This is a genomic window from Grimontia sp. THUN1695 (assembly GCF_059704325.2).
Window position 1 is genome coordinate 549,373 of sequence record NZ_AP046576.1, and the last position, 15,844, is coordinate 565,216.

The 15,844-nt window shown below is 49.7% G+C and carries 10 protein-coding genes; 6 read left to right on the top strand and 4 right to left on the bottom strand.

Translation table 11 applies throughout. From position 1 onward, the window contains the following. Positions 1-116: 116 nt before the first annotated feature. On the top strand, positions 117-5,288 hold the full coding sequence (locus AC6IB1_RS02620; protein ID WP_497566231.1) for a VCBS domain-containing protein: 5,172 nt from the start codon (positions 117-119) through the stop codon (positions 5,286-5,288). Positions 5,289-5,439: 151 nt separating this feature from the next. Beyond that, positions 5,440-6,057, top strand: coding sequence for a thioredoxin domain-containing protein (locus AC6IB1_RS02625; protein WP_497566232.1), 618 nt, complete (start codon positions 5,440-5,442; stop codon positions 6,055-6,057). A 74-nt stretch (positions 6,058-6,131) separates the two neighbouring features. On the opposite strand, the gene metC is transcribed toward AC6IB1_RS02625, so the two are convergent. Next, positions 6,132-7,319: a cystathionine beta-lyase gene (gene metC, locus AC6IB1_RS02630; protein WP_497566233.1), complete on the bottom strand. Its 1,188-nt coding sequence runs from the start codon at positions 7,317-7,319 to the stop codon at positions 6,132-6,134. Positions 7,320-7,642: 323 nt separating this feature from the next. Between metC and AC6IB1_RS02635 the strand changes: the two genes are divergently transcribed. After that, positions 7,643-8,446, top strand: coding sequence for a PhnD/SsuA/transferrin family substrate-binding protein (locus AC6IB1_RS02635; RefSeq protein ID WP_497566234.1), 804 nt, complete (start codon positions 7,643-7,645; stop codon positions 8,444-8,446). Positions 8,447-8,461: 15 nt separating this feature from the next. After that, a complete protein-coding gene (locus AC6IB1_RS02640) occupies positions 8,462-11,095 on the top strand; it encodes a hybrid sensor histidine kinase/response regulator (protein ID WP_497566235.1) in 2,634 nt (877 codons plus the stop codon). A gap of 124 nt (positions 11,096-11,219) precedes the next feature. On the opposite strand, the gene AC6IB1_RS02645 is transcribed toward AC6IB1_RS02640, so the two are convergent. The 3 genes from AC6IB1_RS02645 to mak form a co-directional block, all read right to left on the bottom strand. Next, on the bottom strand, positions 11,220-11,735 hold the full coding sequence (locus AC6IB1_RS02645) for an NfeD family protein (protein WP_497566236.1): 516 nt from the start codon (positions 11,733-11,735) through the stop codon (positions 11,220-11,222). A gap of 2 nt (positions 11,736-11,737) precedes the next feature. Continuing rightward, entirely contained in the window at positions 11,738-12,682 is a 945-nt protein-coding gene (locus AC6IB1_RS02650) for an SPFH domain-containing protein (RefSeq protein WP_497566237.1), read from the bottom strand. A gap of 179 nt (positions 12,683-12,861) precedes the next feature. Continuing rightward, the gene (mak, locus tag AC6IB1_RS02655) at positions 12,862-13,761 is read right to left on the bottom strand and encodes a fructokinase (protein ID WP_497566238.1); all 900 of its coding nucleotides are present in this window, start codon (positions 13,759-13,761) and stop codon (positions 12,862-12,864) included. 602 nt (positions 13,762-14,363) lie between these two features. On the opposite strand from mak, the gene cspE reads away from it, so the two are divergent. Together cspE and AC6IB1_RS02665 are read left to right on the top strand one after the other, a co-directional pair. Continuing rightward, positions 14,364-14,570, top strand: coding sequence for a transcription antiterminator/RNA stability regulator CspE (gene cspE / locus AC6IB1_RS02660; protein ID WP_005504837.1), 207 nt, complete (start codon positions 14,364-14,366; stop codon positions 14,568-14,570). A 265-nt stretch (positions 14,571-14,835) separates the two neighbouring features. Next, on the top strand, positions 14,836-15,837 hold the full coding sequence (locus AC6IB1_RS02665; protein ID WP_497566239.1) for a hemerythrin domain-containing protein: 1,002 nt from the start codon (positions 14,836-14,838) through the stop codon (positions 15,835-15,837). Positions 15,838-15,844 lie beyond the last annotated feature (7 nt).

Genomic DNA, 15,844 nt, shown 5'->3' on the forward strand with positions numbered 1-15,844 from the left:
CGACTGAACCGCTTTTCTTCTCTTATCACCCAGATCGTTCTGTACTATTTTTAACAAATCGCTCAATTTACGAACAAAAATCACATAAATGAGTCATCATTTGTTGGGAGGAAGATATGGCTATCAATGTGCTCCTCAGTCAGGTCGTTGGGCAGGTATTTATCGTAAAAGCCAACGGAGAGGTGGTTCCTGCTGCGCAAGGTACACTGCTGCAAACCGGCGATGTCGTTTCCGTACCGAGAGGGCGTAATGGCTGGTTGGTGACTGAGGAGGATGAGCAAATTGATGTTCTTGATGAAGCACTCCTCGTGCGTACAGGAAACGTTGAGTCCCTGGCGTTTCCCTCCGACGTGCTGGACATCATTGCCGCCATTGAAGAAGGGGAGGATCCCACCCAAAGAGAAGGGACAGAAACTGCGGCCGGTGAAGGGGCCCGTGGTTCGGCTATCACGACTGGCGTCGTCATTGAGTACAATGGTGCAACCGGTACGTTAGATATTCAGGGGTTTGATACCACAGGCCTCACCGCAGCCGGCCTGACCGAAGAACAGGCGAATGCGTTGGTCTCTGCGCGCTTTGTCCCCCAACAGGGGACATTGGAAGAGGGCAGTGAAACCATCACAGTGCCGGTTACCCGCACGGATGACGAAGCCACTGTCGAGGGCGATACCCACGCCTCTGTCTCTGACCGTATAGGCACAGTACCCGCTTCGGTGTCAGGCACATTGACGGTAGTTGATCCGGATTCGAATAACCAAACCACGCTGGTCGATGACACTTACAAAGGAACATACGGCACCCTGGTGGTTGAAAATGGCAACTGGATTTATACCGTTGAGAAAGAGGCCGTCGCACCACTGGATGACAATAAACGTGTCACTGATACCATCACCATTGTCGCCAGTGATGGCAGTACCCATCCAATCATTCTGTCTATTGACGGTATCAATGACCCCGCTGTGATCGCCGGTGACATTGTGGGCACAGTGGTGGAGGCTGATGGCACGATGACTGCCCACGGACAATTAACCGCTACCGATGTGGATGGCAATGACAATGCGTTTACGCCGCAAATCCTTGAAGGGCGCTGGGGCGAATTGACCATTGATGAGAAAGGCTCCTGGACCTACCGTTCTAACGATGACGAAGGCGCGATTAATCGTCTAGGCGAAGGCGAGAACCTGACAGATACTCTGACCGTGCAAGCCGAGGATGGCACACCATTGACCATCAGTATCACTATTCAGGGAACAGACGATCTGCCTGTGGTCAGCGGCGAAACAAGGGCCGCATTAACCGACAATACAACCGGTGAAGTCCAGACAGTGTCAGGCACCCTGGCTATCACAGATGCCGATGCCAATGACACCCCAAGGTTTGATGATGTTACGATAGACAGTGATTACGGAGTGCTGGAAATAATGGGGGGAGAGTGGACCTACACCCTCAATAAAGTGGCTGCCTCGCGTCTTAATGCGGGCGAAACTGACACCGACATCATCACCCTGTTTGCAAGCGATGGTACCCAACAAATCCTCGTCATCTCAGTGACAGGCACCGACGATAAGCCCATATTGAAAGGTGACACCATTGGCTCAGTGTCTGACAATGAAACGCCCACCACCTCTGGTTTTATCAACATTTTTGACCCGGATTCTGCTCACTCGCCTACGCTACCAGACACCACTGTCAACGGCGAATATGGGTCACTGGTGCTTGTCGATGGCATCTGGACATATACCCTTACCCCTGGTTCTGTCGCCGCTTTACCCGAAGGCGAAACCACGATTGATATCTTGACTGTGACTGCATCAGACGGCTCAACCCATGACATTATCATTTCGATAACCGGCACGGACCAGGAACCGGTGATGACAGGCACCACGACAGGAGCTATTAGGGAAGGCAGCACAACATTAACGGCAACAGGCAGTATTGAATTAGTGGATGTTGACACAGGCGACTCCCCCACACTGCCGAACGGCACGACAGCGGGGCAATACGGCACCCTGGCATTGGTTGACGGTAACTGGACTTATACCCTGGATCCCGAGCTGGCGCAGTATCTGGATGAAGGCCAATCGACTACCGATACTATCAGTATCACCGCCTCAGACGGCACAGTACACGATATTGTGATCACCATTACCGGCAGCGAAGATGCCGCGGTGTTAAGCGGTGACACCACAGGTAGCGTCATAGACGAAGCCCATTCATTCACAGCCACTGGCATTGTTTCTATCAGTGATCCCGACGCCAGCGATAACCCCACCCTGCCGGATACCCACCAGCAGGGACAATACGGTACCTTCAGTATGGTTGAAGGCAACTGGAGCTACAACCTGGATCCAGAGCTGGCTGCCGTACTGGATGAAGGTGCCACAGTGACAGACACCATCACCGTCACTGATTCCCTGGGCGCCAGCCATGACATAGTGATCTCAGTAACCGGCACCGACAATGCCGCTGTTATCAGCGGTACGATATCGGGTGACATAGACGCAGGTACGCAGCCTGTAACCGGAGAGGATGCGATAACCACATCGGGAACACTGTCGATTTCTGATAGAGACAGCAGTGACAATCCCACATTTAATGCCACCACACAGGCGGGTGAATACGGCACTTTCGAGATGGCAGACGGTAAGTGGACTTATACGCTGGATCCGCTAAAGGCCAAGCCGCTGGATGAAGACGAAACCGCACAGGATAGCTTTACCGTCACAGCATCAGACGGCACATCACAGGTTATTACTGTTAATCTGACCGGCAGTGAGGATGCGGCGGTACTTTCAGGTGACACCACCGCCACCATTAACGCCACAACCCCGCCGACACAGAATATCATGGTGGACCGTAACCCTGACGGCACCTGGAATGTAGGCAATGGCGACAACCTCCACCTCAATCTGGGCAACATCACATCTAATGCCTCTTACCAAAACAGCGTCGGTTACTACGTGATGGATACAAGCGGCAACGTGATCCGCGCTGCTATCCTCTTTGATAATGCCCACGATCTGGACAACACCAGCGTCAATATCAATACATCCGGAGGAGAAAAAGTCGGACTGTTTATGATCCCGGACGGGGACAGTAAAGGCTTTAACGTCGGCAGCGTGAACCTGAGTTTTGGCAGCAGCGGCGTGATAGCTTACCAAGGCAGCACATATGGTACTGCCTTCGTTTCCGAATCGTCGAAAAATGGCGGTTACGACTATGAAGATAATCAAGGAACCTATTCTGGCTGGGAGGACACTGTCGGCGGCGGCGACTGGGACCTTAATGATGTTGCCTTCTATGTCACGGCTACACAACAACAGTCGCAGCCTATCTCTGCCAGCGGCATTATTTCGGTCTCTGACATCGACAATGGCGATAATCCAACCCTGCCAGATACCACCGTACAGGGCAAATTCGGCACTCTGGTGCTCACCGATGGCCACTTGACCTACACCGTTGATGAAAGCAAAGCACAGCAAATCAAAGAAGAAGTGCGGGAACCCCTCCTCATTACAGATTCTGAGGGGGGCCAACACGAGATTGTCATTGCCCTCCAGGGTATTGATGACGTGCCGGTTGTTACCGGTGTCTTTACCGGTGCTGTTACCGAAGGCAACATGGGGGATGACATTAAAGTCAGTGGTACCCTTGCCATTTCCGATCCCGATATCGATGACACACCGGCATTTCTCGACACAACGGTGCAAGGTGATTACGGCTCGCTCACTCTGGCAGACGGTGTTTGGACTTATGAACTGGACAATGCGAAAGCAGAAACGTTGTCTGACACTGACCATGTCACTGACACTCTCTCACTGACCGCCACCGATGGCACGGTGCAAAACATCACCATCTCCATCTCAGGTACCAATGATGCTCCGTTTGTAGTTGGTACCAACAGTGGAACTCTTGTCGCACCGGACACGGTCACCAGAGAGTATGTCGATATCAGAAATATTTTCTGGCTCAACGACGGCTATTCCTTCACCTCTGGAGACATGCAATATATCGGAAACGAGCCGCCAACACTCAGTTTCCATAAGGAAGCGACGACTGTACGCATATATGATACAGACAGTGTGATGCACGGTGACGGTACTGACTGGCAAGGAACCAACGAATACGTGTACGACACGACGCAAAAAGTCGAGATCAACGACAGATTCTACAACGTCAACTTCGACTACACCTTTGATTACACAGACGATGCAGGTAACCGCTACACCTTTGGCGTGGCAGATATCGATCTTGACGGCGATCGCTGGCATCACCGGGATCCTAACGAACAGGGCAACTTCATCATTCAACTATCTGGCCCTCAGATCCTAGCAGGCACACAACTGAACTATTTACCCTACTCTACCAGCCGTCAAGGCAGTCTCCGTTACCGTGACATTGCAGTAGAAAACGCTGACACTGACGCATTCGAGGCAAGAGGCACCCTGTTCATGTTGGAGGTAGATGCCAACGACACGCCTCCCGTGTTTGCTGATACCACCGTAAACGGGCAATACGGTTCGCTGAATCTGGTCAACGGTAACTGGACATACACCCTGGATCCGCGCTCAACACCGGCCCTTGGCGACAACGATACCCTCACCGAGGTCATCACACTGACCGCGACAAACGGTGCCCAAACCCAGATTAACGTCACGATCGGCGGTTCTGAATCGGCAATCACCAATGCAATACCCAGCGGTGTCAGCCGTTCGTTGAGCGATGTGATTGCACTCGATGACATCACCTTCTCAGGCAATGACAGCAACAATCGTGTCGCAGGCAGCAATGACATCGACATCTTACTCGGCAATGCTGGCCATGATGTTATTCATGGCAATGCCGGGGACGACATTATTGATGGCGGTTTGGGGGATGATCTCCTTGTCGGTGGTCAGGGGAACGACCTTCTCGCCGGCGGTGCAGGTTCAGATACCTATGCATTCTTACAAGGCGACCAGGGTACGGTGAATAAACCCACCGTGGACCATATCATAGACTTCAACACCCAACAGGATGCCATCAACCTTTCAGATTTGCTCAACAACGAAACCTCAGACACCCTAGAAGGTTATCTCTCTATGGTGGATGATGGCGAGGGCCACGCCATGCTGAATATCTCGACCCAGGGAGATGGCCATGTCGACCAGCAGGTGGTGTTTGATAATATGAGCGTGGAAGAAATGGCATATGCCTACAGCATTGACACCAATGGCATGACCTCTGAGCAAATCAGCGCATCGGTAATCGACACTATGGTTCTGCAAAGCAAGATGATTATTGATTAATCAACAAATCATAAAAAGCCCAAGCGCATCTTGCCAGCTGCCTCCCAGCTGGCAACTTTTTGTCTTTAATTTCGCAGGGGTAAGGTATACTCCTGCGTCTAAAAAGCTACCCATCGCGAGCACAACTCGCTAAAAACAATGATTGAGTGTTATGAAGCTGAAACGTTTCTTTCTTCCCTTGATTACCGCCCTTGCCTTGTCAGGCTGCAGTGAAGAGGCTCCACAAGCCTCGAAATACACCACGCTGGACACACCAATAACCGTTCAGGATCTGCCCGTTGTCACCGAACTGTTCAGCCTTTCCTGTGATCACTGCCGCTCAATAGAAACGGTAATCCCAGCCATTGAAACAGCAGCAAACGTGAAAATCGGCAAAACACATGTCACTTTTAATGAGAGTGCAACCCTGACCGCATTGATTTATTACGCCGCCATGACTCAGGTTGATGCTCCTCCACCCGCGGGCCTGACCGACGATCTGTTTACATTTGTACAAGAACAGCAGTCAAAAGATAACGACAAAAACAGAGCTATTCTCAATGAACTGTTTGCAAAATATGGTCTGACGTCACCTTTTGATCTCACAGAAGCACAGCAACAAGTGATGTTCGCTGAGATGGAAAAAGCCGATCAAATCACCGTGGCGTCCGAAATCACATCCGTGCCGACGTTTATCGTTAACGGCAAATATGTGGTCAATACCCGTGCACATGAGAGCGCAGAGGATCTGGCCGACACATTAAAAATGCTGATAGCAAAAGGCCAGTAAACGCCCCCAGGAATGACAGATAAAAAACGGCGCTGACTTCACATCAGCGCCGTTTTTCTTTCCTGTCCCATTCTTTACTTCAAGCGTTCAAAGCCTGCTTCAAGATCAGCAATCAGATCTTCCACATCTTCAAGGCCAATATGAAGGCGCACTAAGGTCCCTTTAAAATCCACCGGACCGGCAGGACGAATCGCATTTAACGCTTCCGGTTGATTAGTCAGGATCAACGACTCATAACCGCCCCACGAATACGCCATGCTGAAATGGGTGAAATTGTCGAGATAACTGGCAATCTGTTCCGGGCTGAGCTTCTCTTTCAGTATAAAGGAGAACAGGCCACAGCAGCCATTGAAATCACGCTGGTAATTTTCGTGCCCAACGCACTCTGGCAACGCAGGGTGGTTAACCCGCTCAACGTCGGGACGCGCACTCAACCACCTGGCAATAGCAATACTGCTTTCCTGATGCTGTTTCAGGCGAACCCCCAGCGTTCTCAGACCCCGCGCAGCCATATATGCCGTATCGGCATCCACCATTTGCCCCATCAGGTAAGAACGCTCACGCAAACGCTCCCAGCAACGCGCATTGGCGACCGCCGTGCCAATCATGGCATCAGAATGGCCCACGATATACTTGGTACCAGCCTGAATGGAAATGTCGATATCATGCTTAAGGGCGTTAAAAAGAATACCTGCCGCCCAGGTATTGTCCATCATGATCACAGCGTCGGGATTCACGGCACGGACGGCTTTTACCATCGCAGGAATGTCCGGGACTTCCATGGTGATAGAGCTCGGGGATTCAAGGAAAACCACCGTGGTTTTCGGTGTGACCAACGTACCGAGACCGCCACCAATCATGGGGTCGTAATAGGTCGTCGAAATACCCATATCCGCCAAAATGGTGTTACAAAACGCCTGGGTAGGTTCATAGGCACCACCAGACATCAATACATGATCACCGGTTTTTACGAATGAAAGAAGGCTGTTAGCAATCGCTGCCGCACCGCACGGATACAGCACACAGCCAGCCCCACCTTCAAGTTCTGCCATTGCATCTTGAAACGCGAAGTGTGTCAGGGTGCCCCGACGACCATAGAACAATTCGCGCTCGCCACGGTGTTTAGTCGCCCGCTTTTTTTGTTCTACCGATTCAAAAACAATCGATGAAGCGCGTTGGATGACACTGTTGACACCGCCTTTACAATAAGCAGTTTTCCGTCCTGCAGATACCAACGTGGTATTCAATTTTCCGGATGACATGAACGCTCCTTATTCAACCGAATTAAACAGGGCACCCTATGCGGTGCCCCAAAACCAATCAGGCACAAAGGTTACCTTAGATTCACCGTAATTGCAGCGGGTTAGCCACCGCCAAAGACAAGAACGTCTCCGTAATCAGTCATAACAACACAAAATGTGCACCGCTTAACTCCTGCCAATCCACACTGACGCAAAAATGAGACACTGTACTATATTTATTTACACATCAGGTGGATAAGGAAATAACGCGAATGGGATCAATAGTAGGACGACTGTTCTATAGGCCTAACCAATCGGTGCTCATGCTCATCGGTTGCTTTTTCATGCTATCGACAATGCACGCTCACGCCCATGCAGGTGCCCATGATGAAAGCGGCCAGCCACTGGTGTTTGGTATCGTACCCCAACAGTCCTCTGCCAAACTGATACGGGATTGGAGCCCCGTAATGAAAGCGATCAGCACACTCTCTGGCCTGAAGATCCGCTTTGCCACTGCCCCCAATATTCCGGAGTTTGAAAAGCGCCTCGGCGAAGGCAAGTATGACATTGCTTACATGAACCCTTACCATTTCACCGTGTTTAACCAGACGCCAGGATACAAAGCTGTGGCACACGCCAAAGACAAGCGCATCAAAGGTATTCTGGTGGTGCGGAAAGGCTCGCCCGTTAAAACACTGGAAGATCTGGCAGGTAAAGATCTCGCGTTCCCCGCTCCTGCTGCATTTGCGGCGACCTTGCTGACACAAGCCGCCCTGAAAAGTAACGGAATCCACTTCAACCCGAAATATGTTGGGTCTCATGACTCCGCTTACCTGGGTGTCGCTGACGGCCTTTATGAAGCCGGAGGCGGCATTATCCGGACCCTTGGTGCTGCTCCATCCAATGCCAAAGACAACCTGAGGGTGTTATACACCACGGAAGGATTCACGCCCCATGCCATTGCCACGCACCCGAATGTTACCGAAGATGAACGTCGCCGTCTTCAAGAGGCTCTTGTGGCCCTGTCTGACACTCCTGAAAAACAGCAGGTCTTGAAAGCGCTGAATATCAAAGGTTTCCAAAGTGCGACGGACGAAGACTGGGATGATGTCCGGGCCCTGAACATTTCCGTGATTAAACCGGACTGATTGAGGCTGTCTTTTATGTCATTTCGCCTGAAGACAATCCTGGGTATCGCACTGATCGAATTAGTATTACTCGCTATCCTGATTGCTTCCGGTATTGGGTGGTTACGGGACTCCAATGAACAACAAATCATCGCCAACGGTGAACGTCTGTCCAACACCTTTGCTATTGCAGTACGTGACGCCATTATTGCTACGGATCTGGCCAACCTCCGAGCCTTTACCCAAGAAGCTATCCGGGACGGTGATATCGCCTATATCCGGGTGAAAGACAATCAGCGTCTGGTTCTGGCAGAAGCCTCAAGCCTGACAGACGAATCGCCGGCCCCAAATTATGCGCAGACACCCACGGAAGCCCGGGATGGTATTTATGACATTCGTTATACCGTTTACATTGATGAATACCCGGTGGGAGAAATTGAGATTGGCTTGGATGTCAGTGCCTTCAGCCAATTGATTGATGATGCAAAAAAATACGCTATTTCGATTGCGGCGCTTGAGATGGTACTGGTTGCCCTTTTCTCCCTCGGTTTTGGTGCGCTATTGACCAAGCAATTGCTTGCTTTACAGGAGGGGGCGCTCAGCATCCAGCAAAATGGCCCCGGTAAAACTGTCCCTGTCCGAGGTAACGATGAAGTCGCCCAGGTCGCCAGCGCCTTCAATGAAATGTCCTTGGCACTGTCGCAAACCTATCAGGAGTTGTCACTGGAAAAAAACCGCTATAAACAACTTGCGGTGCAGAACAAAATGCTGGCTGAAATTGTAGAACAATCCCATGAGGCCTATCTCATCACTGACCTCAGTGGATACGTTTCATTATCCAACAAAGCACTGGACAATCTGTTTGGGTTCAGGGATAACGAGGCCTGTGACAAAGATTTCCAAACCCTGCTTTTTGGCGAGAACACCGCTGAAGACGCCGCCTACCAACTTCGGGATGCCATGCAATTAGGGCAAAGCATCACTGTCAGGGCAGAATGTCTATCCATTGACGGACGTGCGGTGCAGACTGAAATCACCGCCTTTCCCATTGTCAACAACGCTGGCGTCAACGATCGCTATGTGTTGATTGTCCGCGATGTCCATGAACAACTTGAATTTGAGAAAGCCTTAAAACATGCCGCCGATACGGCACACCAAGCAACACGGGCGAAATCCCAGTTTCTGGCTAACATGAGCCATGAAATACGCACGCCGATGAATGGTATTATCGGGGTATCCGAAATGCTGAGGGAGTCCTCCCTGCCAAAAGAACAAAAAGGGTTTGTTGATATCATCTATTCTTCGGCAACAAGCTTACTACAACTTATCAACGACATTCTCGACTTTTCCAAGCTCGAAGAAAAAAAGCTCAAACTCAGCGAGGAAACATTCTGTCTGCGAACCATGGTTGAGGAAACAGCATCCATGGTTGCAATATCTGCTTCACGCAAAGAACTGCTGGTTGTTGTTGATATCCCGCCAGATATCAACACGCTGGTGATCAGTGATGAGTTGCGCCTACGTCAAGTGTTCAATAACCTGCTTGGCAACGCAGTCAAATTCACCGAGCATGGATACATCCGGATTTCAGTCCGCGCTGAGCCCAAACCTGGCGACACTTCATCAACATATACCCTGACCATAGAAGATACCGGAATCGGTATTCCTGAAGATAAACTGTCAGACATTACTAAAGCCTTTGAACAGGTCAACAGCTCCACCTCGCGCCGATACAAGGGAACCGGGCTTGGCCTGTCCATTACTAAAAGCCTGCTGAGTTTGTTCAACAGCGAATTGGAGGTGGTGTCGGAATACAACAAAGGCAGCCGCTTTTCCTTTACCCTGACATTGCCCACCGTCCCCACAGAGGGCACTGATGAGGGGGCACTGACTGCACGGCATATTGCCATTATCAATGCCGATCCATTGCACCGTCCCATTTTTGATCGCTATTTTACCTACTGGCAGGCAAAACATACCTATCTCACTACCGTGGAACTGCTTGAGGAAACCAAGACCCTCTTTGATGCCGCCGTCGTATTAATAGATCAGGATACTGCTCTGTACCCAGAACCCTATTGTCCTTGGATAGGCGTGGTTTCTAACCCACATCATTTTAACGCTCTATCTGAAAACACTGGGCACCAGATAATCATCATTAAGCCCATCAAAATGAGGCAACTGCTTCAGGAGTTACAACTCAGCATGCAAGAAGAAGCTCCCTTACCGCTTCCCAATGAATGCGCTGGTGATAAGCCCCATCACACACTCGACGCGATGTCTATCGTAGTGGTTGACGATATCGAATATAACCGTGATGTCACCAAAATATTTCTTTCAGGCATGAATGATCACGTCACTTACTACGCCACGGGACAGGACGTCCTTTCCCATTACAAAAAAAACCAGTTTGATATTTTGGTCACAGACATCTCTATGCCTGATCTCGATGGCTATGAGCTGACCGCAACGCTTCGCCAGTTTGAGCGTGAGCATGACGTGCCTCCCGTGTTTATTATCGGTTTATCCGCACACGCAGGGCGAGAAGACTATGACAGGGCTGTTGATGCAGGAATGGACATCTATCTCACCAAGCCCGTCCGTCGGGCCGATCTCATTACCGCGTTGGAGCAGGCCGCACAAAAACGCGCGTCCCTTACCAAATGTTAATCAGCTTCCTTTTAGGCGTCACTGGCATACTGTAGACAAAACACGGTCAGGAACAGGGAAAGGAAGGAAAGCACATACGTTATATCCCAACGCGCTTCCCTTGGTCGTCTGAGTTGTATGAATGTTACTTGGCATTATCCTTGGCTTGTATGTCTTCATCTGACAATGGTTCAACGGTAAACCGACCCACATCAACAGCGATCACTTTGACTGACGCGCCAGCCGGAACAATGGCTTCCCGGTGCGCGGCACCAAGTACCAGCTTCCAGTTCACGCCTGAATATTTGACAATGGCCGGATGGTTGGCATCAAGTTCCTGATCCAACTCAAAGTGAAGCCCAATAAGATCGCTGTGAATGTTATATTCACGGCGCACACCCTTTTGTGACTTTTTCAGTGGTCGCCAAAGGATTACCGTTAACACACCAGCACCAATACCTGAACAGGCAATCACTGCTGTCAAGGTATCAGGCAATATTCCGAGCCAGACCAGGCTACCGGTCACCACCGCTGAGACACCAAGCGCCAATAACACAATAGTAGAAAGGCCAAGTAGCCAGACTTCGACAATCAACAGAACCAAACCAATGATAATGGTAGATTCTGCCAGATTGGTTTGCAGGTACGATATCGCATCCATCGTTATTTCCCGGCGTTAAGCGTATTGATAATGCTCATTGATTCTGCCACTAAGGACGCTGCGCTTGATTGACTGTCAGGCAGCAGTACCACGGAAGATTCATTGGCAATCGCTTTTTTGGCTTCAATGGCCTTGTCAGCAAGGTCGAGCTGAATCGCTTTCTGACCTTCTTCCGTTGCGGCAGTGCGGCCAACAATTTCCAGCGCTTCCGCCTGCGCCTGCGCAACGGCCAGAATGGCCTGGGCTTCACCTTCCGCCTTCAGAATTTGTTCCGACTTTTCCGCTTCTGCTGCCAGAACACGAGCCTGTTTCTGACCTTCAGCCACGTTGATATCAGATTGGCGGGCCCCTTCCGACTCCAAGATAACGGCCCGTTTTTCACGTTCAGCTTTCATTTGGCGTTCCATCGCTTCCAGTACTGAGCGCGGTGGATCGATATCTTTGATTTCGTAGCGCATCACCTGCACCCCCCAAGGTTGGGCCGCCTCATTGATCGCAGAAACAATGGCAGTATTCAAGCTCTCACGCTCTTCAAAGGTTTTATCCAGTTCCAGACGACCAATTTCTGAACGCATAGAGGTTTGCGCCAACTGGGTCACGGAAAAGATGTAGTCATCAACGCCGTAGCACGCTTTCACCGGATCCAGCACCTTCAGATATAACACGCCATCGACGCCGAGAGAAATATTGTCCCGGGTGATTGCCGACTGGGAAGGCACATCGAACGCCTGCTCTTTCAAGGTTCGCACATACGCAACACGGTCAATAAAAGGCACAAGAATATTCAAGCCTGCTTCCATGGTTTTGTTGTATTTTCCAAACCGTTCAATCACATAAGCGGTATTCTGTGGCACAAATTTCACTGCAGAACGCAGTACAATCACCACCAGAATCGCTAACACAACCCAAGTGTTTATCAGTGAGGGTAGAAGTTCTAGAAAGTTCATTTTTGCTGTCCTAACCAATTGAAATCCCATTTATCATATCGAAACAGGCCGATGACTATTGCATCAAATGAGGAAATTGGGACTTGGCGGGAAGTTTATTTTTTCTCCAGTTGCGTGAGCAATGACCAAAAAGCCAGCAAATAAACGTACCCCAGCACCATGAAATGCTGGGGGAAAAATCACCAGAGCCTTGCCGCACCGCGCACGCCACTGGAATCTCCGTATTTGGCTTTGACGATTGGGGTGCCACATTCACCGCCCATCACCCATTTTTGCATGAGCATCGGCACATTGTGGTACAGGCGATCAACGTTAGACATGCCACCTCCCAGAACAATGACATCCGGATCGAGCATGTTAACAACGGATGCCAGTGCACGAGCTAGCCTGTCCTCATAACGCTGGATGCAGGCTTCCGCATCTTTATCACCCTTGGCGACACGTGCCATGATGTCCGGACCTCGTAACGTTTCGCCATGCAGGCGTTCAAAGTCTTTCCAAAAACCGGTGCCAGAAATAAACACTTCCAGGCATCCCGGTCTACCACAGTAACAAGGAATAGCTTCCGCATGGCGGCGATCATGGTCGTTTTGCCAGGGCAGAGGATTATGTCCCCACTCACCGGCAACACCGTTTCCACCTGCATGCACATTGCCGTCAATCGCAATGCCCCCACCACAGCCTGTGCCGATGATCACGCCAAACACCATATGTTTACCCGCCCCAGCACCATCTACGGCTTCGGACACCGCCAGACAATTTGCATCATTGGCAATGCGTACTTCTCGTCCTAATAAGGTGCTGAGATCGGCATCCAAAGGCTGACCATTGAGCCAAACCGAGTTTGCGTTCTTCACCTTGCCGGTGACAGGCGAAAGGGTCCCAGGAATGCCAAGGCCAACCGAGCAGGTCTCCCCCACTACTGTTTCGGCCCGCTCAACCAGTCCTTTGATGGCATCCAATGTTCCTTGATAGTCATGCTGCGGTGTCGATACACGTTCGACATAAATCTGCTCACCACTGGCATTCAGGACAACGACCTCAATTTTGGTGCCACCCAAGTCAATCCCAATTTTCACCTCAGTCCTCCAGAACATTACTTTCACTTCACGAGTATGGCATTAGCTGCCTGTTTTCGGGGTGGTTCCCGTTTGTTGATGATTTTATTTTTTTCTTTTAGCCCGAACAGTGACCAGTCCTAAACATCAGGGTAGCCATCCCAGAAAGGATGGAAAAAGTGATAGGTTATTTGACAAAATTGTGACACTTTCGCTTTATAGAGACACATAACATTATGATTCCTAGAGAAAATACATTTTATGATTCGAAAATCGAGAGACGTCTCACTTTCTTTTCCTGTAAATCCGACTATTTTTAATATGTGCTGATGTTCAACAGGGTTCTCTGCTGATTTTCGCCTTTTGGGTGACGTGAAGCACAAGGTGAAGCAGATTGACCATAAATTCACTATACAATTGGTCCTTCTGTGGTACTATCGTTTGGCCTGGTTAATAGAGCTCTTTATGCTGCAATTGAAAACTTCGTTACACCCTACCTTCTTCGCAAAAGTAAGTTGTCCTGAAGATATTCGCTACATTTGCCACCATAAGTGATTCATTAATAAAAGGTCTAAATGCGCTCGCGCGCAATGTTACAAATGGAAATATATTCAGGAGACAACATGTCTAAATCTACCGGTACCGTGAAGTGGTTTAACGAAGAAAAAGGTTTTGGCTTCATTCAACAAGAAAATGGCCCAGACGTTTTTGTTCACTTCCGTGCTATTACTGGCGAAGGTTTCAAAACTCTGGCTGAAGGCCAACAAGTCGCTTTCGAAATCGAACAAGGCCAAAAAGGCCCACAAGCTGCAAACGTAGAAAAAGTATAATTTTTCTAACCGCAGAGAATTACAAAAGGATGCCCCAGTGGCATCCTTTTTCTTTTTATCCTGATCGCATTTTTGTCTGTATGCTGAGTCTGCGTTAATGAAGGCAATAGAAACTTCTCTATTTCAATGATCTTCTTCTGGTTTATCCGCTAACGGGATCTGTATCAGATTTAATAATATCGATATTGAAACATCTGACTTATTCATTGAAAACAACACCATCTAAGCTATTCCTTAATAAGAGGGAGTGTGCTTGGAGCCAAACATGCTAGAGAGATGTTTAGTGGTTGATGACCACGAAATGATTCGGGAGACTATCGCGATCATGGTGAAGTCTCTCGGCTTTGAAGAGTCTATTACTGCTATCGACGGCGCTGATGCCATATCCAAGCTGTATCACCAGAAACCGTCCCTGATTATTACTGACCTGCAGATGGAGCCTATTGATGGCTTGGAAATGCTACGGTTGATCCGCAGCGGCCGCTATGGGCTGCCTCATGATATTCCTATTATTATTCTGACCGCCAACGCCGCAGAACACGTTATCGCCCAGTGTATCGCTTTCGATGTGGACGCCTTTCTGGTGAAACCAGTAAACCGACAAGCCCTTCAAGATCGCATTAATCAGCTTTCACAACAATCGAAACCTAAAAAAACCGTTGAGCACTATTTCTCGATGTACGAACAGGACCCGGCGAAAACAACGGCGTTTCAAGTCAACGGTACGGTTGCGTTTACTGATGAGGATTTACGTGAAATTGATACCCTTATACACGACCACAAGACGCAAACCGCACACCATGAAGCTGAAGAGCACTTCATTCGTCATCCAGCGCCCGGCCAGCCACAGCCTGACAACAAGAAGAAATTCATCAGGTGGCAGGATCGCTTTACCGTCGGAAATGCTGAGCTCGATGACAGCAACAAAGAGCTGCTTGCCATCATTAATGATACCTACGACCTTATCATTACCCATCAAGAAGGCCAGGCGTTTGAAGAAATATCCCAACGATTCCAGCGTTATGTGGAGCACCATCTTGCCCGGGAGGAGGAATTACTCGCCACCAAGAGTTACCCACGTCTTAACATTCACCGGGATATGCATGCCAGGTTAGTGAAGCAGGCGGAATTTGTGGTGCTGAAATGTCAGGCTGATCCAAGTTTCTATAAAACAGACTTTTTCCGGTTACTGCGTTTTTGGTGGGTAAAACACGTGGTGCAAGAAGACACTGGCTACCGCGGTATCTTCGAACCCCATCAACAGTGAGGATGCC

Bases quoted from the DNA above. Each gene is read 5' to 3' on its own strand.
- AC6IB1_RS02635 (WP_497566234.1), top strand. From the start codon at position 7,643: ATGCTATCGACAATGCACGCTCACGCCCATGCAGGTGCCCATGATGAA.
- AC6IB1_RS02645 (WP_497566236.1), bottom strand. From the start codon at position 11,735: ATGGATGCGATATCGTACCTGCAAACCAATCTGGCAGAATCTACCATT.
- AC6IB1_RS02650 (WP_497566237.1), bottom strand. From the start codon at position 12,682: ATGAACTTTCTAGAACTTCTACCCTCACTGATAAACACTTGGGTTGTG.
- AC6IB1_RS02620 (WP_497566231.1), top strand. From the start codon at position 117: ATGGCTATCAATGTGCTCCTCAGTCAGGTCGTTGGGCAGGTATTTATC.
- AC6IB1_RS02625 (WP_497566232.1), top strand. From the start codon at position 5,440: ATGAAGCTGAAACGTTTCTTTCTTCCCTTGATTACCGCCCTTGCCTTG.
- AC6IB1_RS02640 (WP_497566235.1), top strand. From the start codon at position 8,462: ATGTCATTTCGCCTGAAGACAATCCTGGGTATCGCACTGATCGAATTA.
- metC (WP_497566233.1), bottom strand. From the start codon at position 7,319: ATGTCATCCGGAAAATTGAATACCACGTTGGTATCTGCAGGACGGAAA.
- AC6IB1_RS02665 (WP_497566239.1), top strand. From the start codon at position 14,836: ATGCTAGAGAGATGTTTAGTGGTTGATGACCACGAAATGATTCGGGAG.
- cspE (WP_005504837.1), top strand. From the start codon at position 14,364: ATGTCTAAATCTACCGGTACCGTGAAGTGGTTTAACGAAGAAAAAGGT.